Consider the following 21,560-nt stretch of genomic DNA (forward strand, 5'->3'; position numbering starts at 1 on the left):
TCAAGTTAAGACAAAAAAAATAATACTTCAATTTCAATTACTCTTTCTTTGAGAGGAATTGGAAATGAGAAAAAAAGATAAATCATGGAAAATATTTTAGACAAATACAAAACGGTTACTGTAAATGAAGTAACCACTTGGTTTAAAGCTGGTAATATCAAAGACTTTCCAAGTAACAGAGGGGGATGTATCAAATACAAAGACAAACAAATTGCTGTTTTTAATTTCGAAAGAAGAAACGAATGGTACGCTTGTCAAAACGCTTGTCCGCATAAAATGGAAATGGTTTTATCAAGAGGAATGACAGGTTCAGCAGATGGTGTTCCTAAAATTGCTTGTCCAATGCACAAAAAAACATTTTCTCTGGTGGATGGTTCTAACTTAAATGGAGACGATTTTTCTATTGCAACTTATCCTGTAAAAGTGGTGGACAACGAAGTATTCGTTGGGTTTTTAGAATAATTATGTATCTTTGAAAATATACTTTTCCAAATGATACTTACGCCATTCCAAAACGCCAGCGCAAGGATTGATGCAGAAAATGCACAAGATCCTAATAGTGAGATATTTCAATCGAAATCTTACCCAAAAGAATTATTGTATTCGAATAGAATGTATGAAAGGCTGTTGGATTTTCATCCAAACGCTTCAGAAGAAGTTCAAATTGCGGCAAAAGCACAACACATTTGTCGTTGGAAAATGCCCAGAGAATCCTATCCAATGGATCGCGTGGGTTATCTCAAATGGCGTGAAGAATTGAAAAAATTTCACGCCAAAACTACTGCTGAAATCTTAGCTTCAGTAGGATATTCCCAAGAATTTATTGATCGGGTTTCGTTTCTTATCGAAAAAAAATTACTTAAAAAAGACGAAGAAACACAACTCCTTGAAGATGTAATTTGTTTAGTGTTCCTAGAATTTTATCTTGAGCCATTTGTACAAAAACACGATACCGAAAAGCTCAAAAATATTATTCTAAAAACCTGGAATAAAATGTCTGAAAAAGGACATCAGGCCGCTTTAAAAATAAGCTATACTGACGAAAATCTTCAATTGATAAAAGACGCTCTTGGATTGTAATTCATTTCCATTATGATAAAAGAAGCCAAAGCGTTTTCTGAAAATCTTAATTTTAAAAAATTAAAGCAAATGTATTTATTTGCTTTAATTACTATTGCTATTACCATTCTGCTAAGTCAGTTGCTTATCCAGTACAACATCAGCAGCCAACTTAATGATTCCCGATTAATCAATATTTCGGGGAGACAAAGAATGTTTAGTCAAAAATTAGCCAAAGAAATCCTGATCTTAAATGCTTCAACTGATAATTCAAATGAAGCAGAATCCATTTCGAACATAAAAAAAACGCTGGAACTCTGGAAATTCACTCATTTTGCATTAGAAAAAGGAAATGACAGTATTAATTTTCCCGAAACCAAGAGTCCGCGTCTTTTAAAACTTTTCAATGCAGTAAAACCTAATGTTGACGCTATTGAGCGTGCAACTAGAAAGTACTTAGACAATCGAGAAAAAAAAGTTTCTCAAACTTTAAACCAACAAGAAGTTCAGGTTATACTGGATAATGTAGCGCTATTTGTTACTAAAATGAATCTTATTGTAAGTCAATACGAGTATGAAGCATTAGAAAAAGTAACGAAACAACGCAACATTGAATACGGAATTTTAAGTTTTACGTTACTGATTTTATTACTGGAATTCTTTTTTATTTTTAAACCTACCAATAAGAAAATTGAAGTTCTAATTTTCAAATTATTGTCTTCTGAAAGAAGAGCTATCAAACTGGCTCGTGATACCGAAGCTATCAGTATTATCAAAGAAAATTCAGTAAAAGAATTAAAGTCTTTGAACTATGCAATGGAAAACACCTTGCTGTATTGCCGAATTAGTCCACATGGAAAAATCATTCACATGGGTGAAAAATTTTCTAAATTATTACAATACAATCCTTCATTTGATACTGATAAAAGTTTTTCTCAAGCCTTAACAACTATAGAAAAAGAGCAATTAGCCATAGACCAAATTATTGCTGACAAACAAAGAAGCGGCTGGCAAGGCGAGTTAAATACAACCGATAGAAATGGCGATATGCTTTGGTTGGATATGTCGATGATTCCTGTTCGAATTAGAAAAGAAGAATCCGAATTATTAGTGATTTGTTTCAATATTACGGTTCGAAAAAATGCCGAATTAGAAGTCGAAAGATTGAATAGAGAAAACATTATTGAAAGAATAAATCAGCAAAAAGTCATTTCGAGTAAAATTGTTGAGAACCAGGAAAACGAACAAAACCGAATTGCGCGCGAAATCCATGATGGAATTGGGCAAATGCTAACGGGATTGAAGTTTAGTCTGGAAAGCATCAATCTGGACGACAAAGAAAAATCAGCTCAAAAAATAGAATATTTAAAGAAACTTTCTTTAGATATTATAAAAGGCGTTCGCACCGCAACCTTCAACCTGATGCCTCCGGAATTGAGCGATCACGGCATTGTTTCTTCGATTGCTAAACTGACTTTGGAACTGGCAAAACTAACGGGTAAAAATGTTCAATTTTACAATAAAACGGATTTTGACCAAAGACTGGATTCTTTAATCGAAATCAATATTTACCGTCTTACTCAGGAAGCCATCAATAATGCAATCAAGTATGCCAATTCTTCGCATATTATTGTACAACTTTCCCACAGCAACAAAATACTTAGTATTACGGTGGATGACAACGGAAAAGGATTTGATGTTACGGCAGTAGAAAAAAAGCGAAATAGCGAGTCTGGAATGGGATTATTATTCATGAAAGAAAGAGTGCAATACATTAACGGACGTGTATTTATCAACTCCATTCCTGGCGAAGGAACCCGAATTACTTTTAATATTCCCATTTAATTTTGAAATAAAATACGTAAAAAATACGTATATTGCGCTAATTTAGATTAAATACGTAAATTTTATATTCTTAAAAATAAGTAAGTTATGAACCAAACGATTCGAGTTGTCCTTGCTGATGATCATTTTTTTGTTAGAGATGGCATCAAATCACTTTTAGAAAGCGAGAAAAACATAGTTGTGGTAGGTGAAGCAACGGATGGATTAGAAGCTTTAGAAATTGTTACAACAACAAATCCTGACTTATTAATTGTAGACATTAGAATGCCACATCATACCGGTATTGAAGTGGTTGAAAAATTACGCAACCTGAACAATCCCGTAAAGATTATTGTGCTTTCGATGCACGAATCGGAAGAATATGTTTTAAAATCTATTAAAGCAGGTGCCGATGGTTACTTACTAAAAGGTTCTAGTAAAGAAGAATTTTTAAAAGCATTACATTCTGTTGCTAATGGCGGTAAATATTTTACTGGAGACATTTCGTCTATTTTGATCAATCAGTTGACTAGCAGCTCTACTTCTTTGGAACCAAAACCAACACTTGCTGAAGACCTGACGATTACTAAAAGAGAAAAAGAAATCCTTACCTTATTATTATCTGGAAAAGGAAACAAAGAAATTGCCGAAGCTTTAGAAATCAGTAAACGTACTGCCGAAGTACACCGTTTTAACCTAATGAAAAAACTGAAAGTAAAAAACCTGATGGAACTTTCTAATAAAGCTACCGAATATTCGTTGATTTAAGAATCCAAGTTTTATTGGTTTCGAATAATACACTTTTTATATCAATCCTGTTTTTTAGTTGTTACTAGAAAACAGGATTTTTTATTTATGCCTTTTTAAACACAAAGAGCACAAAGCTTTCGCAAAGCACTTAAAGAATAATCTAATCCTTTAAATCCGTGTCAATCTGTGGCTAATTTTAAACACAAAAGGCACAAAGTTTTCGCAAAGCACTCAAAGAATAATCTAATATTTTTTAATCTGCGAAAATCTGTATAATCAACAGCAAAAGAGAATTTGAAATAAATACGTAATTAAAATACGTATTTATACTTAATTATTTTATAAAAACTGCGTTTTCGCAGCTTTTTACCCGTTTATAGTACTTAAATTTGTTGAAAAATATAAGTTTTATGAAAAACGCAAACTCCCTATCAAAATCACACCGAATGTTATTTCTCAATACATTGGCCTTCACAGTATGTTTTGCTTGCTGGACATTAAATGGTGTGTTAGTAACTTACTTAGTAGACAAAGGAATTTTTAACTGGAGCGTGGTACAAGTAGGCTGGTTATTAGGAATTCCTATTTTAACCGGAGCTATTATGCGTTTGCCAATAGGTATTCTAACCGATAAATATGGTGGGAAATACGTATTTACCTCATTATTACTTTTATGTTCTATTCCGCTTTTTCTTTTACCGCTGGCAGATAGTTTTTTAATGTTTGCCGTTTTAAGTTTTTTATTCGGAATGGTAGGAACTAGTTTTGCTGTGGGCGTAGGATATACTTCTATTTTGTACCCAAAAGAATGGCAAGGTAGAGCTTTAGGAATTTTCGGAATGGGAAATGCCGGAGCTGCTATTACTACCTTTATTGCTCCTTCCCTATTGAATCATTTTGCTATTGACGATCCCGAAAACGGATGGAAAACATTGCCTGTTATCTACGGAGCCGCCTTATTGATTATTGGCGTTTTCTTTATCATTTTTGCCGAAAATAAAAAATTAGAAAAATCAACTAAAACAATTCCACAAATGCTTTCTACGCTAAAAAATGTTCGCGTTTGGCGTTTTGGAGCCTACTACTTCTTAGTATTTGGTTGTTTTGTGGCATATTCTCAATGGTTGTTGCCTAACTTTATGAATGTGTATCAAACCAGCTTAGTTATGGGCGGAATGTTTGCTACCTTATTCAGTTTGCCATCTGGAGTTATTCGTGCCTTTGGTGGATACTTATCAGACAAATACGGTGCTAGAAAAGTAATGTATTGGGTATTGGGAACATCGGTTTTATTTAGTGCTTTATTAATGGTTCCAAAAATGGAAATCACTACAGCTGGTGCTGGAATTATGTCGAAAAAAGCAGGTGTAGTTACTGAAGTTTCAGCAACGAATATTAAAATAGGCGAAACCGCTATTCCTATAAAAGCCAAAGAAGAAATAGCTAGCGATGGAATGGGTATTTTTCCAAGTAAAACCTCTTGGCAAGAAGTCATTGTAACCCAAAACCAAAACGTAGCTAAAAAAGAATTACTCGCCAAAGGAATCACCAAAATTAAATTTGATGCCAATATGTGGGTGTATCTGATTTTAGTAGTTTTAATTGGTATTTCCTGGGGAATTGGTAAAGCTGCCGTTTACAAACACATCCCTGAATATTTCCCTAACGAAGTAGGTGTTGTAGGTGGAATGGTTGGATTACTTGGTGGACTTGGTGGATTCTTTGGTCCTATCATCTTTAGTTATTTACTGGAATACACCGGACTTTGGTCAAGTTCATGGTTATTTGTATTGTTGTTTTCTATCATTTGTCTGGTTTGGATGCACATTACCATCACTAAAATGATGAATAAAAACGAACCTACTTTATCCAAACAATTTGAAACAAAAAGCTAAAGTTTAATTCTTTATCATATCAAAAACACCCTTAGGTTTGAAATTGAAATATAAGGGTGTGCTTTTTATGTTATATAGTCTAATAGACTAAAGTTTTTTAGACTTAATTTCTTTATAAAATTCTTGAAATTCCTCAGCAATTATTTTGATTATATGAGTAGATAAATCAGTAAATTTTGATAGAATTTTTTGTGTATCTAATACCAAATTAAAAATTTCTTGTAAATCCAAATTATTAATTGAATTATAAAAACTTTCTCCATTTTCATTTCGATGGCCAATAGTGTTATTTCTTAAATTACTTAACATCGATTTACGTCTATTAAGGTCTTTATAAGATTTTTTACTTTCTACAATTTCATTTTCCAAACTATTGAAAACTCTATTTGATGAAAGAAATTTATAAAATTTAGAATTCATAAGATTATGAATTTTTTCTAAATGCTCATTTAGAATCAAAATCATAGATCTTGCATAAAATTTATTTTGCCAATCATGTTTTGAATTTAGAAATCCATCAATTACAACATCCAAATCTAATGAGGTTATAGAATTAAATATACATAAATCATAAAAATCTTCGAGCGATTTTAATTCTAAATTTTTGGCTAAATTTTTCGTATCAATCTGACTTTTTATATCAGTAATTTTTAGAGTATAATTTGCTTCAATCATATATATAGTTTTTATAAAATTATATCAAATGAATTCATACTAAAGCGATGTTATAAAAATTAGTAAAACTATTGCTCATTTGCAGCGATTATCAATTTAGAATAATTTATCTCGTTTTGAAAATTTCAGAATCAAAAAAAGCATATCCCTTATTCACTAACAAAACCGGAAGGCAATCCTAATAATTGATATTGAATGGTTTTTGCCAGACGATAATCGCCCAATGCATTAGGATGTAATCTATCTGTATCTTTTTTATGAAAGTATTGTAATTGTGCCTCAGCCATTGGAAACAATCCACTTGTAGAATACAAATCAATCAATGGAACTGCCCAATAAGAAGCCGCTTGTTTTAAAATATCAACATAGGAATCAATATACAATCCTTGTCCGTTAGCGAAGTTTTCGTCAGGTTGTACATTCTTATCGTTAAACTTAGCAAATCCTCTATGAATAGGTGTCATAATAATAATTTGTTGTTGCGGGTAATTGTTCTTTAGATAAGACATGGCTTTATTAATTCGTCCACAAAAAGTCGAATCATTCAGAATTCGAGTTCGGTATTTACGTGTTACTTGCTTGCCGTTAAAATTAGTTACCTTTGTTGTTTCAGTGAAAAATTCACCCAAAGGTGTATTGTGCATATAATCATTTGTACCTGCAAAAATCAGAATTGCATCAATGTTCGTTGCTTTTTCGTCATACAACTTCAAGGATTGTTTGTAAATGGCATCCCATTGATTCCCGCTAATTCCATATACAAAAGATTCTATTCCTAGTAATTCATTTAGATACTCCCAATACACATAAGTAGTTCCCACACGACGTTTGTCAGTCATCGAATCACCCAGAAAAGCTACGCGTTTGCCCTGCCATTGTGTGGTTAGTGTTTTTTCTTTTTCTGTTAATTCTACTTTTGGAACCGCTTGTTGTGCAAATCCATTAAAACCCATTGTCAACAAAAGGATACAGATGCTAGCTATTCTATTTTTCATGTTTTTATGTATCTAAAGGATTGTATTTTGAATTGATTTAATTTCTAAACCAAATCTACTTAAATTAACTCGTTAGTTGAAATTGTTTTTTTGATAATTCTATTAACCAAAACCTACACCTAAATGCTATAAACTTTTGATTTAAAAAGTTTAAATCCTTAAATTAGTCATAACTAAGCTTTATGATTATGAGAACTTTATTCTTTTTTATCGTTGTTTTAGCATTGCAATCCTGTGCTACAAAAAAATATATTGACAAACAATTACTGCCTAAAGGTATAAAATCAGCCATTGAAGAAAAGTATTCAATAGTAAACAATAAGAAAAAGCTTTTACAGAAAAAGGAAATCATTTTTACAAAAAACGGCCGCATTAAATACTCTAAAACAGTAGATGCATCAGGTAATCTAATACAAGAAACTGAAAAGAAATTATGGTTTGTAGTAGAAAAATATCCTGACAAAGAACCTTATTATTGTAAAACCCGTTGGAAACCAAATCAACGCGAACGCATTAGTTGCTACACTAAAAAGCAATACAAGGAAAATGAAGCTATTTATCATTACAATCGCAATGGAACTATTGCTAAAATAGTGGATAACTTTACTCCTTTCCACACTCAATATTATGATTACAAGAACAACGAGCTTTCTAAAATTGTTATCAAAGACAAAAAAGATAAAACTGTAGACGAAATTGCAATACAATGTATCACAAAAGATGAAAAAGGAGCTTGCTTAAAAGAGATTCGAACTTCCACTAAAACAAAGGATAAAGAAGAGATTAATTTTTCTCCTAAATATGATTAACACGTGTGATTAAAAACATTTTTACACGTGCTAAAAAATACTTAACTTTGTAATTCTGAGTTTAATAAAAATAATGCATCATGAATACTAAGCTAACATTAACAATCGAGCAATCTGTAATTGAAAAGGCTAAAAAGTACGCCAAAGAAAAAGAACGCAGCTTATCTGATTTAATTGAAAATTATCTAAAAGCATTAACTAAAGATGAAGCCCAAAGCGATATTGAATTGACACCTATAGTCAAATCACTAAAAGGCTCTTTCAATACTCCAGAAAACAATGATTACAAAAAAGATTTAGCTAAGATTTTAAATAAAAAGTATTTATAATTTATGGTGAAAATTTTAATTGACACAGATGTAATACTTGATTTCTTTTTTGACAGAATTCCTTTTTCGGAAAATGCGGCCAAAATTTTGTCTCTTTGCGAATCTAAAGAAATTACCGGATTTGTAACTCCTGTAATTATTAGCAATGTGTATTATCTGTTAAGACAAACGGCAAAACATGAAAAAGTAATAGAAAAATTAAAGCTACTTATTTCAATTACTGAAATTCTTGTAATTGATAAACACTCTATTATACAAGCCCTCCATTCAGAATTTAAAGATTTTGAAGATGCCTTACAAAATTATTCAGCAGAACTCAATAAAGAAATTGACATCATAATCACAAGAAACACAAAAGACTACAAAAACAGTTCTTTAAGTGTTATGACGCCTGACAATTATCTTAAATTAAAAATCTCAAACCAAAAATAAAAAGGCTGTTCAAAGTTTTAACTTTAAACAGCCTTTTTTATATGGATTAAGCTTTGAAATTATCTGGAATAATTTGGAGCTTCTTTCGTAATTGTAACGTTATGAGGATGACTTTCAGAGATTCCGCTTGAAGTTAAACGTACAAAACGTCCTGTTTCCTGCAAAGTCGCAATGTCTTTAGCACCACAGTACCCCATTCCGGCACGAAGACCACCAACGAATTGTAACATACTTTCGTTCAATTCTCCTTTATAAGGCACACGACCTACAATTCCTTCTGGAACTAATTTCTTAACATCATCTTCTACATCCTGGAAATAACGATCTTTAGAACCTGTTTGCATTGCTTCTACAGATCCCATTCCTCTATAAGATTTGAATTTTCTTCCTTCAAAAATAATAGTTTCTCCTGGAGATTCTTTTGTTCCAGCTAAAAGTGAACCTAACATCACACAATCAGCACCTGCAGCAATAGCTTTAGGAATGTCTCCTGTATAACGAATTCCACCATCAGCAATTACAGGAACTCCTGAACCTTTGATTGCAGCAGCTACTTCTAAAACCGCTGAAAACTGAGGAAATCCAACACCAGCTACAATACGAGTAGTACAAATTGAACCAGGTCCAATTCCTACTTTTACTCCATCAGCTCCATTTTGAACTAAATATTGAGCTGCTTCTGGCGTAGCGATATTTCCAACGATTACATCTAAATCAGGAAATTGTGCTTTAACTAGCTTTAAAACATCAACCACTCCTTTAGTGTGTCCGTGAGCTGTATCGATAATTACAGCATCAACACCCGCATTTACTAAAGCTGTAGCTCTTTCAACCGCATCTGCAGTAACTCCCAAAGCCGCAGCTACACGCAAACGTCCGTATTTATCTTTATTAGCATTTGGTCTTTGGTTCAATTTAGTAATATCTCTAAATGTGATTAAACCCACTAATTTATTGTCTTTATCTATTACAGGAAGTTTTTCGATTTTGTGTCCTTGTAAAACAACTTCAGCTTGTTCTAACGAAGTTCCTTCAGCAACTGTAACCAGGTTTTCCTTAGTCATTACCTCAACAATAGGACGAATACTGTTTTTTTCGAAACGCAAATCACGGTTAGTAACAATTCCTTTTAATTTTTGATTTTCATCAACCACTGGAATTCCACCAATACCGTATTCTTTCATTGCTGCTTTTGCATCAGCAACAGTAGCAGTAAGTGGTAAAGTAACTGGATCTATGATCATACCTGATTCGGCACGTTTCACTTTACGAACTTTGGCAGCTTGCTGCTCAATTGTCATATTTTTATGTAAAACACCAATTCCTCCTTCTTGTGCCATAGCAATTGCCATAGAACTTTCGGTTACGGTATCCATAGCTGCAGATACAATAGGAACGTTAAGTGTTATGTTTCTTGAAAATTTTGTTTGGATACTCACCTCGCGAGGAAGCACATGTGAGTAATTAGGAACTAATAATACATCATCGTAAGTTAAACCTTCGCCGATAATCTTGGAGTTGTGTGCTATCATGTTGCAATTTCTAGTTGAATTGCGTGCAAATATAGCAAATTATTTTGATTTTTTATAATTCAGAATCCAATTAATTTAACATTAACTTTTAGGTAACAATAGCGTATGAGATTCTTTTATGATAAAAACAGTATCAATATGAAGGTTCATTACTATCTGCGAAAATAAAATTAAAACCAAATTGAAACGAAAGACTATTGGCTTTAGACACGTCTCGATATTCTAATAAATTATCAGCCATAAAATACATATTGAACTTTCCCAGATTAGCCGATAATCCCAATCCCACATTCGTATAAGAATAGGAATCCAGTGTGTAAGTTGCTTTTACCTGAAATTGGTTTGAAATATTTCTTTGATAAAAGCCCGTCAACGCTGTTATGGGCGCTCTTGGTGTACTCATTACAAAAAGTTGTGCTCCTACTGCATTTTTATAACGCTTATCTCCTGTTATACAAACGCAATCATCATCAGAAGGAGTTCCATACGAATATTGATAGGAAGCATTCAATTTGATGGGACGCCAAGTGGTATATTTATTATATAAAGTATCTAACTTAACTGCCTTTTTAAAATCGCTATACACACCGTCAGGATTATCTATATCGGTAAAATTAGGGTTGATTCCTTCGTATTTATAATAACCTCTATAGGTAAAATTTTCAACATCTTTGGTATGTCTTATAAAACCAACATCCAGAATACTTGCTGTGATTTGAGTATTTTTTTTAGGATAATAAGTAAATCCCAGATCAAATCCCAAACCTAAATCTCCAGCTAATAAAACTTGTTTTCTAACGTCAGTTGCTACATCGCCATCATAATCATCGGCAATATATTTTGAAATCCCCGAAGTATTTAACCTCATATCCGAATTAATTTCTTGCTCGTACATTGTAGTATTTGAAAGTCTTGTAGTTATCGAACCTGAGTTATTGGTAGAAGTGGCATTGAAACCACTAAAATAAACTTTAGCTCTTCCTCCTATTATGAATTTTTCGGAAACATTTTTATGATAACCTAAATGCAATACCGACAGCATTTCGGCTTTTACATTCAAATCGGATAAATTAAAAGTTTTACCAATGTAATTTTGATTTCCATCCAAAGCTAAAATAGCTAAATCCTTCGGCATATAACTCCATAAATCAAATTCCTGATACAAACCAAACGACAGATAACCTTTATTTTCTAGCCAATCTCCTAATTTGATTCCACCATTAAAAATCTCGATTTGCTCGTTTACCGCAACATGATCCCGTCTGGTTGTGGAATAGACTACATTTCGTAATTTCTGATTGAAATCGACTCCATCATTGGCAAACAAATCATAAGCAGAAAATCCGGTTGTACCTACTTTAAAAGACATTCCCGAAAGCAACGGAACTCCAAAATAATATTTATACTTGAAATCGACACCCGGATTAGTCATCAACGACTGCGGAACGGAAGTGAAATTATATAAAATTTGCTTGTTCTGAGAAAAACAATTTATAGCAAGGAATAATCCTAAAATCAAAAGTATTTTTCTCATTGTATTTCCAAATAAGCTGTTGCATTAGAACGCAATATTAAATTTCCTGTGCTGTTTTTATCCAAAGCTGGACCAGGAGCCATAGCAATTTGAAAGCCCATTTTTCTGGTACTTTTTAGCAAATCCAATCTGGCATTTTCAAAAATTTCTGTTCTGGTAATCGTATTAGGAGTTCCTGAATAAGCAGGAACATTAAATCTTATGGTAGTCAGAGCTTCATCATTTTCAGTCATTAAAATAATCGTTAAAGTGTATGCTCTATTAATTGTGTTGTTTATTTCGAAATAAAAATCGGCTCTTTGCAAATAATCATTTAGATATTTATCTCTAAACACATCAAAATCCTGATTATCAAAGGCTAAATCGTATTCAGAACCATCATTAGCAACAAATGCTGTAGCAGGAGCATCAAAATAACTAAAGTTACCTACAAAAGTTGGTTTCAATTTCAAATCATTTGCCTGATCAAAATCTAAATCGCTGGAACAAGAAAAACTGCAGCCGATAAGGAGAACAAAACCAATAAGCCTATTTAGATATTTTTTCATCGGGGGATTTCAAATGGATTTAGCTTTAAAACGCTATTTAAAATAAGTTAGTATAATTTAATAAAAGTGATTAAACAATTTTGAAGCTTCATTGTAAGCACTTTCAAAACTCAATGGATTCAGATTGAGTTTTTCTTTGTTTGCTGTAAAATAAGACAATAATTTTTCAGTAGGCATATTACCCGTCAATTCATCTTTAGCCATTGGACAACCACCAAAACCCTGAATTGCTCCATCGTATCTTCGGCAACCTGCCTGATGTGCTGCTTCTATTTTTTCAAACCATTTATCATAAGTAGTATGCAAATGAGCACCAAACTCAATTTCAGGATATTTCGGAATTAAATTCGAAAACAAATATTGAATCACTTCTGGTGTAGAACTTCCCACAGTATCCGAAAGCGAAAGTATTTTTACGCCCATAATTGCCAATTTTTCAGTCCACTCGCCCACAATATCCACATTCCAAGGATCTCCATAAGGATTTCCAAAGCCCATAGACAAATATGCCACGACTTCTTTATTTTTCTTATCAGCAATTTCCAGAATTTCCTGTAAACTAACAATAGATTCAGCGATAGTTTTGTGGGTATTTCGCATTTGGAAATTTTCTGAAATCGAAAATGGAAAACCTAAATATTGGATGGGTTCAAATTGAGCCGCCATTTCAGCACCCTGAGTATTGGCAATAATGGCTAATAATTTACTGGAGGTTTGGGATAAATCCAATTGGTCTAAAACCGCAGCCGTATCCTGCATTTGTGGAACAGCTCTTGGCGAAACAAAACTTCCAAAATCAATCGTATCAAATCCTACCCGCAATAAAGACTGAATATACGCGACCTTAATCTCTGTAGGAATAAAGCTTTTAATACCTTGCATAGCATCACGCGGACATTCTATAATTTTTATTGGCTCCATAGATTTCAAAGATACTAAAACTTGCAAAGTGGCAAAATTTAGAATCAACAAAAAAAACGTAACTCTATTGAAGAATTACGCTTTGATAAATTATTACGCAAAGATTCATAAAGAAACCTCAGAGCTACACAAAGAAATTTAAAAAACTTTACCGCAAAGTTTAAAAAAGAGTTTTCGCAAAGTTCACAGAGTCAAAAAACAATCCGTTTTAAACAAAAAAACTTAGCGAATCTTAACAATTTTCTTTGTGAGTCTTTGCGTTATAATCCAGTCGTTAATTACAAACGACTTAAAATCTTTTTATTGATGGCTTTTACTAAGGCTGGACCTTCATAAATAAAGCCCGTGTATAGTTGAACCAAACTAGCTCCAGCTTCTAATTTTTCGATAGCATCAGCAGCAGAATGAATTCCTCCTACTCCAATAATTGGGAAAGCCTTATTGCTTTTTTGCGAAAGAAAACGAATCACTTCAGTAGAACGTTTCGTCAACGGTTTTCCTGACAATCCGCCCATTTCCGATTTGTTTTCTGATTGTAAACCTTCGCGGGAAATAGTAGTATTGGTTGCAATTACACCTGCAATCTTTGTTTCATTTACAATATCAATAATATCTAATAACTGCTCATCAGTCAAATCGGGAGCAATTTTTAATAAAATTGGTTTTTGTTTTGGCTTAGCCACATTTTTATTCTGTAGCGTTTGCAACAATTGCGTCAAAGGTTCTTTATCTTGTAAAGCGCGTAAGTTTGGTGTATTTGGTGAACTCACATTCACTACAAAATAATCCACATAATCATACAAAGCATCAAAACAGATTTCGTAATCTGAAGTAGCTTCTTCGTTTGGAGTTAATTTGTTTTTACCAATGTTTCCACCAATTAAAACTCCTGGATTTGATTTCAATCTTTCCACTGCTTCCAGAACACCACCGTTATTAAATCCCATTCGGTTAATAATTGCCGAATCTTCTCTAAGACGAAACAAACGTGTTTTTGGATTTCCTTCCTGACCTTTTGGTGTTAAAGTTCCTATTTCGATGAAACCAAAACCAAAATTGGACAATTCCTTATATAATTTAGCATCCTTATCAAAACCAGCAGCTAAACCTACAGGATTTTTAAATTTCAATCCAAATACTTCCGTTTCTAATCTTTTGTCATTTACTAAATAAAGTGATTTATAAATGGCTGAAAAACCAGGAATTTTAGACGTAATACGGACCAAAGAAAATGTAAAATGATGTATTTTTTCTGGATCAAAACAAAAAAATAGCGGTCGGATAAGCAGTTTATACATAGGAATTTAATTTGTGGTGCAAAAATAGAATTATCTAATGGATAATTAAATATTTATTAAAAAATTATAACTTCCAATATGATTTTGATATCCAAATGATGAAATAAGCTTAATAAACAGTAGTTAAATATTTTACAAAACACTCTAAAACCCAAACACAAGAAACTAGAATACAACCACTTATACAACTATTCCTCTTTTCTTGCTGTTATATTCAAAAAAAGACTACTTTTTTACAACGATTTTTCTTAACTTGTATACCATTAATGATTAATTACAAATCATTTTTCATCAATTTAAAATACATTATTATGAAACTAAAATTAATTTTAACTACCGTATTGCTTTCGAGTTTTCAACTTTTTTTTGCTCAAAACACTACTGAAAGCATACAATCCACAACAACCAATGACACTATCACTAATGTAGCTCCTGGAGTTGGAACAGCAATAAGTGCTGCAGCAGAAAAAGAAGCTATAAAAGAAGAAGCTAAAATGCTTAAAGCTAAAATGAAAGAGGAGAAAAAAGCATTTAAAGAAGCTCAAAAAACAGAACAAGAAAAAAAAGCGTTTGAAAAAGAGCAAAAAGCATTTAGAAAACAACAAGACAAAATCCTTTCTGGAGAAAAATCAGTTAATAAAATAAAAACTAAAATTTCTAAAGAAGAAAAGAGACTGATTAACACAAAAGAAAAGTTTGAAAAGAAAAAGTTAAGAGGAAAACTAAGTTCTACTGATATTGAAAAAGAAAACATTAGAATCAGTAAGCAACAAATTAAAATAAATGAACTTAATGAAGACCTCAACAAAGCAAAAGAAAAATTAAGTAAATTGAGAGATTAAATTTAATCCAACTCAAGTTCAACCGTAAATTCATCAATTAATTCCATTAAAATTGGAATTATTAATTGATGAATTTGCGGTTTTTTTATAAGCCTATTTAAAATTTTACATTCTTAGACACAGGTAAAAGAAAATTTCTTTTTTAAACCAAAGTCTTCCTATTTTTAAACAAAAAATATAAAACAATGAAAATTAATAAAAACTGGCATCAAAAACATTATGATAGCCTTGAATTCGGAAGCCGAATTGCTGACTCAGTAGCCAAAGGAATGGGCTCTTGGCGCTTTATAATCATTCAAACCGTATTTGTGATCGTTTGGATGGGATTGAATCTTATTGCTTATTTCAAGCATTGGGATGCTTATCCTTTTATTCTACTCAATCTTTTGTTTTCTACTCAGGCAGCTTATGCAGCACCTATAATTATGATGGCTCAAAACCGTCAAAGTGAAAGAGACCGCATTCAGGCACAGGAAGATTATACCACAAACAAAGAAGCCAAACTAGAAATTGAAGCTTTAGCAGCAAAACTCAATTCAATTGAAACAGAGAAATTAGACAAAATAATTCAAATGTTAGAAAATATGAAATAAAGCTTAGCGTATTAAGCTTTAAATTAATTCTATATTTGCCAGTCCATACAAATACCACTTTATGCAACATATCATCGATCGTTTTATTAGTTATGTAACTATTGATACCGAATCCAATCCGAATTCAGAAACTACTCCAAGTACCGAAAAACAATGGGTTTTGGCCAATAAATTAGTCGAAGAACTAAAAGCAATTGGAATGCAAAACGTTAGCATTGACGACAAAGCTTACATTATGGCAACTTTGCCTAGTAATGTAGAACACGAAGTTCCAACTATTGGATTTATTTCTCATTTTGACACCTCGCCTGATTTTTCGGGAGCCAATGTAAAACCGCAAATCATAAAAGATTACGACGGAAAAGACATTGTATTGAATGCAGCACAAAATATCGTTTTATCTCCTAATTATTTCAAAGATTTATTGCAATACAAAGGACAAACCCTGATTACAACTGACGGAACAACACTACTAGGTGCGGATGATAAAGCCGGAATTACCGAAATTGTGACTGCAATGGAATTCCTTATCAAAAATCCAGAAATTAAACACGGAAAAATCCAGGTTGGTTTTACTCCTGATGAAGAAATTGGTCGCGGAGCACATTTTTTTGATGTAGAGAAATTTGGCGCACAATGGGCCTACACGATGGACGGAAGCCAAATAGGCGAATTAGAATATGAAAATTTTAATGCGGCTGGAGCCAAAATTACCTTCAAAGGAAAAAGCGTGCATCCTGGTTATGCCAAAGGAAAAATGATCAACTCCATGCTGATTGCCAATGCTTTTATTAGCGAATTGCCATCAGATGAAGTTCCTGAAAAAACCAAAGGATATGAAGGTTTTTATCACGTGCATCACTTTAACGGAAGCATCGAAGAAACTGTTGTCGAATTAATCATTAGAGATCACAACAGTAAAAAATTCGAAAAAAGAAAAGAGAAAATCCAGAAAATTGCCAGCAAAATCAACAAGAAATTTGCGAAGCAGTTTGGAGCAGACATCGTCGTAGCTGAAATAAAAGATCAATATTTCAATATGAAGGAAAAAGTAGTTCCTGTAAAACATATTGTAGATATTGCCGAAAAAGCAATGAAAGAATTAAACATCAAACCCATTATCAAACCCATTCGTGGAGGAACAGATGGTTCGCAATTATCGTATATGGGATTGCCTTGTCCAAATATTTTTGCTGGTGGGCATAACTTTCACGGAAAATACGAATACGTTCCTGTAGAAAGCATGCAAAAAGCAGTAGAAGTAATTGTGAAAATTGCAGAACTTATCGCTTTACCTAATTTTGGTCTGGAAGAACCTAAAAAGAGAAAATAATACTTCAACATAATTAATTAATTAAACCGATGCAGCAATGTGTCGGTTTTTTTGTTTACAATGGGTTAAAATCGGTTGCTAGAATATTTATCCGTTCCTTTTAACGAATTAAAATCCGTTGCTACAATATATTTCGTTCCTACGGAACTTAGAGTCGTAGACTCGGCGCATTTTGTAAGGCTAGACATGAGTCTGAAAAAAACTTAACATTGGAAACCCATTTATAAATTGTATTTTTACTTACATAGATTTTACAATTTCATAACATTTAATACATTATCAATATGATTAAAAAAGAAACAAACGACAAGGAAGCAAATGAAGCTGCTCCTAAAGAACCGTTAAAAGAAGTAAAACCTACAACTAGAAAGCCAAGAGCTACGCCAAAACCAGTTGTTCCTCCAATAGAAGAAACTCCGGAAATTGTTGAAAAAATAATTGAGGAAGTTCCATCTGAAACCGAAGAGATTATAGTTGCAGAAACAACAGAAAATAATGACGCAGCCGTTGCAAAAAAAACTAAAAAGAAAAAGATGAAAGACAAAGAAAAGAAGAAAGCTTTAAAAGCAAATGCTAAAGAAAAAGCGAAGGCTAAAGCAAAAAAAGCAAAGGCGAAGGCTAAGAAAGCTAAAAAGGAAAAAGCTAAAAAAGCGAAATTGAAAGCCAAGGCTAAAGAGAAAAAAGCCAAGAAAAAAGCTAAAAAAGAAAAGAAAAACAAAAAGAACAAAAGCAAGAAAAAATAATTTTCTAGTAAGTAAAAACCCCGACTCTAGTAAAAGAATCGGGGCTTTTATTATAACAAATATTGAATTATTTTTTAGCTAATGAAGCACTCATTTCCATAGAAATTGCAGAACGTTCCATTTTCAATTTTCCAGCCATAGTTTCAACCACTACAGTAGTATCGGCTAGTTCAGCCACTTTACCATGAAGACCGCTTTTAGTAATGATTCTATCCCCTACTTTTAAGCTTCCTTCAAATTCTTTTTCTTGTTTTGCTCTTTTTTGTTGTGGTCTAATCATAAAGAAATAGATAACCACAAACATTAAGATAAACGGTGCAAATTGACTTAACTGTTCCATAATTTTGATTCTCGTTTTTTATTTATAAATATTACATTAAACCGCGACCGGCTTTAATCATTTTTTTACTTGATTCTAATTCTTTAACCAGATTATCTAAAATTCCGTTGATAAAAATACTGCTTTTAGGAGTAGAATATTCTTTGGCTAATTCTAAATACTCATTTAAAGTTACTTTCACTGGAATGGATGGAAATTTTAAAAATTCGCAAATTGCCATTTTTAAAATAATTGTATCTACTTCAGCAATTCTATCGCTATCCCAGTTAGGTGTCTTGTCTACAAATTCTTTAGCTAATGCAGCTTCGTTCAAAACGGTTTTACGAAACAAATCTTTAACAAAATCCCTGTCTTCATTGTCTTTGTACAATTTTGGCACTCTGAAATTATCATTTTCGATAGGTTTCATGGCTTTCAATTGTTTGATAATTTGTGTATTCACCATCGGAATATCATCAATCCAAGTCAATTTATCGTCTTCTAAGAATTCGTATAATTTCTCATTTGGAACAATCACTTCAGTAAACAAATCAATAATCAACTCTCGGTCTTCTTCAAATGACTGCTCGGGATTACTCATGTATTTTTGATAAAACGAGCTTTCTTTAATTGCATTCAACAACAACAAAATATAGTCTTCGTGTAAATGCCAGGCATCAATTTTTCTAGTTTCTAGAGCAATACTTAAAGAATTGTTTTCGGCTAGAATTTGAAAAATACTGTTTTTGATAAATTTTTCGTTTGGTTGACGTTCGGCTGGAGTAGCCAAATGTTTTTGACTAGACAAATGCAAAAATTGAATTTCTTTTTTACAAATTTCTAGTAAGGAAGAAATCATTGTAAGGTATAAATCCTGAATATTATCGATACTGTAAAAAAGGAATTTCTCTTCCTTTTCTAGGTTATCAGAGCCGTTTTGATGCATCGCATAAATGGTTTGCATAACTTTAACGCGAATGTGTCGTCTATTTACCACCTTGTAAGAACTTTTATTAAATTAGTCTGCAAAAATAAGGATTTCCTTTTTCAAAATAAAATTTAAAGCGATAAAAAGAGAGGCAAAACACCTGAGTTGTTGCCACGAATTCACTAATTTTATTTTTAAAATTTAAAATCAACTACATATCTTAATAAATTATACTATCCAATAGATTAAATTAGTGAATTCGTGGCTTTATTTTGAACTGATGAATTTACCTAATGAAACGTTAAATGAGACTTAACAGCAAACAGATAGCTAACAATTATTACTTTTAAAGCTATATCTTTGTTTTCTATAAAATACAGCCTAGTCTAGAAATGAAAGAATTACTCTATCTCAATAAATATTTTATCAAATACAAGTACCGTTTTATTTTAGGAATTGTATTTACTATAGTGGCACAAATATTTTCTCTTTTTACACCTAAATTAATTAGTAAATCCTTTGCGGCAATTGAAAATTTTGCAAAAGACAAATCAATTTCAAATTCGGTTATTCAGGACGAATTAATCAATAATATTCTTCTGATTATTGCTACTACAATCATTGCTGGCTTTCTAACCTTTTTAATGCGCCAAACCTTGATTGTTATGTCCCGTCATGTTGAATTTGACTTGAAAAATGAAGTGTTTAGACAATACGAAAACCTATCTCAAAATTTCTACAAAAAAAACCGAACGGGAGATTTAATGAACCGTATTAGTGAAGATGTTTCTAAAGTTCGAATGTATGTAGGACCCGCGGTTATGTACACCATCAATACCGTTATTCGTTTTGCTATCGTAATTATATTTATGTACAGAGTATCGCCATTACTAACTTTATACACACTTTTACCTTTACCGTTATTGTCTTATGCTATTTTTAAACTAAGCACTGAAATCAATATTCGAAGCACCACTTTTCAACAATATTTATCCAAAGTTTCCAGTTTTACACAAGAAATTTTTTCGGGAGTTCGTGTCATAAAAGCCTATTCTTTAGAAAACCAACATCAGGATAACATGCACGCTTTGGCTTTAGAAAGCAAAAGCAAAAGTTTGGATTTAGCCAAAGTACAATCGTTATTTGGTCCTTTAATGTTGGCGCTGATTGGAATTAGTAACTTGGTTGTGATCTATTTTGGTGGATTAATGTACATTGAAGGAACGATTAAAAGCATTGGAACTATTGCCGAATTTATTTTATATGTCAATATGCTTACCTGGCCAGTAGCGTCTTTGGGTTGGGTTTCTTCGATGGTTCAGGAGGCCGAAGCTTCTCAAAAAAGACTGAATGAATTCTTGAAAATAAAACCTGAAATTAAAAACAATAATCCTGAAAAATCGATTATAGAAGGCGCTATTTCTTTTGAAAATGTAAGCTATACTTATGAAGATACCAATATTACGGCGCTTAGAAACATTTCGTTTACTGTAAACAAAGGAGAAACGCTAGCCATTTTAGGAAAAACAGGTTCAGGAAAATCGACGATTCTATCGTTAATTTCGAGAATGTATGATGTAACCGATGGAGCGATTAAAATTGACCAAAAAGAAATTAGCCGTTTGAACTTATTTGATTTAAGAAACAGCATCGGGATTGTGCCGCAAGATGCTTTTTTATTTTCTGACAGCATTAAAAATAACATTCGATTTGGTAAAGAAGATGCAGAAATTGAAGAGGTTATGGCCGCAGCCAAAAATGCTGTGGTTCATGACAACATCATGGGTTTCAATAAACAATACGATACTGTTCTTGGCGAAAGAGGAATTACACTTTCTGGTGGACAAAAACAACGTGTTTCTATAGCGAGAGCTATTGTCAAAAACCCTCCTATTTTACTCTTTGACGACTGTTTATCAGCAGTTGATACCGAAACCGAAGAGGCTATCTTAAACAACCTAAATGCTATTTGTAAAGACAAAACAACTATTATTGTGAGTCACAGAGTTTCATCAGCTAAGAATGCTGATAAAATAATCATTCTTGAAGATGGAAAAATCATCCAACAAGGTTCTCATAACCAGTTAATAAATCAAGAGGGGTATTATGCTTCACTTTATTTAAAACAACTTTCTGAAAAAGAATTACTTTAAATCTTGCTTAATACATATATTTTTATCATTTTTGGTTTCAATTAACAA

At 32.4% G+C, this 21,560-nt stretch carries 22 protein-coding genes; 13 read left to right on the forward strand and 9 right to left on the reverse strand.

Translation table 11 applies throughout. The annotated features are described in order from the left end of the window. The first annotated feature begins 84 nt into the window (after positions 1-84). The 5 genes from nirD (at position 85) to AAGV33_RS05285 (ending at position 5,528) form a co-directional block, all read left to right on the forward strand. The gene (nirD, locus tag AAGV33_RS05265) at positions 85-462 is read left to right on the forward strand and encodes a nitrite reductase small subunit NirD (protein WP_373390906.1); all 378 of its coding nucleotides are present in this window, start codon (positions 85-87) and stop codon (positions 460-462) included. Positions 463-495: 33 nt separating this feature from the next. Then, positions 496-1,080 (forward strand): DUF4202 domain-containing protein, encoded by a 585-nt coding sequence (locus AAGV33_RS05270; protein WP_373391029.1) that lies wholly within the window; start codon positions 496-498, stop codon positions 1,078-1,080. A gap of 12 nt (positions 1,081-1,092) precedes the next feature. Next, positions 1,093-2,904, forward strand: coding sequence for a sensor histidine kinase (locus tag AAGV33_RS05275; RefSeq protein WP_373390907.1), 1,812 nt, complete (start codon positions 1,093-1,095; stop codon positions 2,902-2,904). A gap of 87 nt (positions 2,905-2,991) precedes the next feature. Beyond that, positions 2,992-3,651, forward strand: coding sequence for a response regulator (locus AAGV33_RS05280; protein WP_373390908.1), 660 nt, complete (start codon positions 2,992-2,994; stop codon positions 3,649-3,651). Between the two features lie 392 nt (positions 3,652-4,043). Beyond that, entirely contained in the window at positions 4,044-5,528 is a 1,485-nt protein-coding gene (locus AAGV33_RS05285; protein ID WP_373390909.1) for an MFS transporter, read from the forward strand. Between the two features lie 87 nt (positions 5,529-5,615). On the opposite strand, the gene AAGV33_RS05290 is transcribed toward AAGV33_RS05285, so the two are convergent. Together AAGV33_RS05290 and AAGV33_RS05295 are read right to left on the reverse strand one after the other, a co-directional pair. After that, entirely contained in the window at positions 5,616-6,203 is a 588-nt protein-coding gene (locus tag AAGV33_RS05290; protein WP_373390910.1) for a hypothetical protein, read from the reverse strand. A 149-nt stretch (positions 6,204-6,352) separates the two neighbouring features. Continuing rightward, on the reverse strand, positions 6,353-7,198 hold the full coding sequence (locus AAGV33_RS05295; protein WP_373390911.1) for an SGNH/GDSL hydrolase family protein: 846 nt from the start codon (positions 7,196-7,198) through the stop codon (positions 6,353-6,355). A gap of 188 nt (positions 7,199-7,386) precedes the next feature. On the opposite strand from AAGV33_RS05295, the gene AAGV33_RS05300 reads away from it, so the two are divergent. The 3 genes from AAGV33_RS05300 (at position 7,387) to AAGV33_RS05310 (ending at position 8,768) form a co-directional block, all read left to right on the forward strand. Continuing rightward, positions 7,387-8,007 (forward strand): hypothetical protein, encoded by a 621-nt coding sequence (locus AAGV33_RS05300; protein WP_373390912.1) that lies wholly within the window; start codon positions 7,387-7,389, stop codon positions 8,005-8,007. Between the two features lie 80 nt (positions 8,008-8,087). After that, a complete protein-coding gene (locus tag AAGV33_RS05305) occupies positions 8,088-8,336 on the forward strand; it encodes a DUF6364 family protein (RefSeq protein WP_373390913.1) in 249 nt (82 codons plus the stop codon). A 3-nt stretch (positions 8,337-8,339) separates the two neighbouring features. Then, positions 8,340-8,768, forward strand: coding sequence for a PIN domain-containing protein (locus AAGV33_RS05310; protein ID WP_373390914.1), 429 nt, complete (start codon positions 8,340-8,342; stop codon positions 8,766-8,768). 59 nt (positions 8,769-8,827) lie between these two features. On the opposite strand, the gene guaB is transcribed toward AAGV33_RS05310, so the two are convergent. The 5 genes from guaB to AAGV33_RS05335 form a co-directional block, all read right to left on the reverse strand. After that, positions 8,828-10,300 carry an IMP dehydrogenase gene (guaB, locus tag AAGV33_RS05315; RefSeq protein WP_373390915.1) on the reverse strand — a complete coding sequence of 491 codons (1,473 nt, stop codon included), beginning with the start codon at positions 10,298-10,300 and terminating at the stop codon, positions 8,828-8,830. Positions 10,301-10,433: 133 nt separating this feature from the next. Next, positions 10,434-11,834, reverse strand: a complete 1,401-nt coding sequence (locus tag AAGV33_RS05320) for a DUF5723 family protein (RefSeq protein WP_373390916.1) — start codon at positions 11,832-11,834, stop codon at positions 10,434-10,436. After that, entirely contained in the window at positions 11,831-12,382 is a 552-nt protein-coding gene (locus AAGV33_RS05325) for a hypothetical protein (protein ID WP_373390917.1), read from the reverse strand. The genes AAGV33_RS05320 and AAGV33_RS05325 overlap by 4 nt, the downstream gene beginning before the upstream one ends. 57 nt (positions 12,383-12,439) lie before the next feature. Next, on the reverse strand, positions 12,440-13,303 hold the full coding sequence (locus AAGV33_RS05330; RefSeq protein ID WP_373390918.1) for a hydroxymethylglutaryl-CoA lyase: 864 nt from the start codon (positions 13,301-13,303) through the stop codon (positions 12,440-12,442). A gap of 278 nt (positions 13,304-13,581) precedes the next feature. Then, positions 13,582-14,601, reverse strand: a complete 1,020-nt coding sequence (locus AAGV33_RS05335) for a quinone-dependent dihydroorotate dehydrogenase (RefSeq protein ID WP_373390919.1) — start codon at positions 14,599-14,601, stop codon at positions 13,582-13,584. 311 nt (positions 14,602-14,912) lie between these two features. Between AAGV33_RS05335 and AAGV33_RS05340 the strand changes: the two genes are divergently transcribed. From AAGV33_RS05340 to AAGV33_RS05355, 4 genes are all read left to right on the forward strand, one after another. After that, on the forward strand, positions 14,913-15,443 hold the full coding sequence (locus AAGV33_RS05340; RefSeq protein WP_373390920.1) for a hypothetical protein: 531 nt from the start codon (positions 14,913-14,915) through the stop codon (positions 15,441-15,443). Between the two features lie 185 nt (positions 15,444-15,628). Further along, complete coding sequence (locus tag AAGV33_RS05345; RefSeq protein ID WP_373390921.1) at positions 15,629-16,036, forward strand: DUF1003 domain-containing protein; 408 nt, start codon at positions 15,629-15,631, stop codon at positions 16,034-16,036. Between the two features lie 61 nt (positions 16,037-16,097). Then, the gene (gene pepT / locus AAGV33_RS05350; protein ID WP_373390922.1) at positions 16,098-17,369 is read left to right on the forward strand and encodes a peptidase T; all 1,272 of its coding nucleotides are present in this window, start codon (positions 16,098-16,100) and stop codon (positions 17,367-17,369) included. A 284-nt stretch (positions 17,370-17,653) separates the two neighbouring features. Next, positions 17,654-18,112 carry a hypothetical protein gene (locus AAGV33_RS05355; protein ID WP_373390923.1) on the forward strand — a complete coding sequence of 153 codons (459 nt, stop codon included), beginning with the start codon at positions 17,654-17,656 and terminating at the stop codon, positions 18,110-18,112. Positions 18,113-18,179: 67 nt separating this feature from the next. Here the strand turns inward: AAGV33_RS05355 and yajC are convergent, their stop codons facing one another. Then, complete coding sequence (gene yajC, locus AAGV33_RS05360; RefSeq protein ID WP_373390924.1) at positions 18,180-18,452, reverse strand: preprotein translocase subunit YajC; 273 nt, start codon at positions 18,450-18,452, stop codon at positions 18,180-18,182. A 31-nt stretch (positions 18,453-18,483) separates the two neighbouring features. Then, entirely contained in the window at positions 18,484-19,395 is a 912-nt protein-coding gene (nusB, locus tag AAGV33_RS05365) for a transcription antitermination factor NusB (protein ID WP_373390925.1), read from the reverse strand. 356 nt (positions 19,396-19,751) lie between these two features. On the opposite strand from nusB, the gene AAGV33_RS05370 reads away from it, so the two are divergent. Next, entirely contained in the window at positions 19,752-21,512 is a 1,761-nt protein-coding gene (locus AAGV33_RS05370; protein WP_373390926.1) for an ABC transporter ATP-binding protein, read from the forward strand. Positions 21,513-21,560 lie beyond the last annotated feature (48 nt).

The sequence above is a fragment of the Flavobacterium magnesitis genome (genome assembly GCF_041729735.1).
Lineage (GTDB): Bacteria > Bacteroidota > Bacteroidia > Flavobacteriales > Flavobacteriaceae > Flavobacterium > Flavobacterium magnesitis.

Bases quoted from the DNA above. Each gene is read 5' to 3' on its own strand.
- nusB (WP_373390925.1), bottom strand. From the start codon at position 19,395: ATGCAAACCATTTATGCGATGCATCAAAACGGCTCTGATAACCTAGAA.
- nirD (WP_373390906.1), top strand. From the start codon at position 85: ATGGAAAATATTTTAGACAAATACAAAACGGTTACTGTAAATGAAGTA.
- AAGV33_RS05340 (WP_373390920.1), top strand. From the start codon at position 14,913: ATGAAACTAAAATTAATTTTAACTACCGTATTGCTTTCGAGTTTTCAA.
- guaB (WP_373390915.1), bottom strand. From the start codon at position 10,300: ATGATAGCACACAACTCCAAGATTATCGGCGAAGGTTTAACTTACGAT.
- AAGV33_RS05305 (WP_373390913.1), top strand. From the start codon at position 8,088: ATGAATACTAAGCTAACATTAACAATCGAGCAATCTGTAATTGAAAAG.
- AAGV33_RS05320 (WP_373390916.1), bottom strand. From the start codon at position 11,834: ATGAGAAAAATACTTTTGATTTTAGGATTATTCCTTGCTATAAATTGT.
- AAGV33_RS05325 (WP_373390917.1), bottom strand. From the start codon at position 12,382: ATGAAAAAATATCTAAATAGGCTTATTGGTTTTGTTCTCCTTATCGGC.
- AAGV33_RS05330 (WP_373390918.1), bottom strand. From the start codon at position 13,303: ATGGAGCCAATAAAAATTATAGAATGTCCGCGTGATGCTATGCAAGGT.
- AAGV33_RS05355 (WP_373390923.1), top strand. From the start codon at position 17,654: ATGATTAAAAAAGAAACAAACGACAAGGAAGCAAATGAAGCTGCTCCT.
- AAGV33_RS05275 (WP_373390907.1), top strand. From the start codon at position 1,093: ATGATAAAAGAAGCCAAAGCGTTTTCTGAAAATCTTAATTTTAAAAAA.
- AAGV33_RS05310 (WP_373390914.1), top strand. From the start codon at position 8,340: ATGGTGAAAATTTTAATTGACACAGATGTAATACTTGATTTCTTTTTT.
- pepT (WP_373390922.1), top strand. From the start codon at position 16,098: ATGCAACATATCATCGATCGTTTTATTAGTTATGTAACTATTGATACC.
- AAGV33_RS05290 (WP_373390910.1), bottom strand. From the start codon at position 6,203: ATGATTGAAGCAAATTATACTCTAAAAATTACTGATATAAAAAGTCAG.
- AAGV33_RS05335 (WP_373390919.1), bottom strand. From the start codon at position 14,601: ATGTATAAACTGCTTATCCGACCGCTATTTTTTTGTTTTGATCCAGAA.
- AAGV33_RS05370 (WP_373390926.1), top strand. From the start codon at position 19,752: ATGAAAGAATTACTCTATCTCAATAAATATTTTATCAAATACAAGTAC.
- AAGV33_RS05285 (WP_373390909.1), top strand. From the start codon at position 4,044: ATGAAAAACGCAAACTCCCTATCAAAATCACACCGAATGTTATTTCTC.
- AAGV33_RS05280 (WP_373390908.1), top strand. From the start codon at position 2,992: ATGAACCAAACGATTCGAGTTGTCCTTGCTGATGATCATTTTTTTGTT.
- yajC (WP_373390924.1), bottom strand. From the start codon at position 18,452: ATGGAACAGTTAAGTCAATTTGCACCGTTTATCTTAATGTTTGTGGTT.
- AAGV33_RS05345 (WP_373390921.1), top strand. From the start codon at position 15,629: ATGAAAATTAATAAAAACTGGCATCAAAAACATTATGATAGCCTTGAA.
- AAGV33_RS05300 (WP_373390912.1), top strand. From the start codon at position 7,387: ATGAGAACTTTATTCTTTTTTATCGTTGTTTTAGCATTGCAATCCTGT.
- AAGV33_RS05295 (WP_373390911.1), bottom strand. From the start codon at position 7,198: ATGAAAAATAGAATAGCTAGCATCTGTATCCTTTTGTTGACAATGGGT.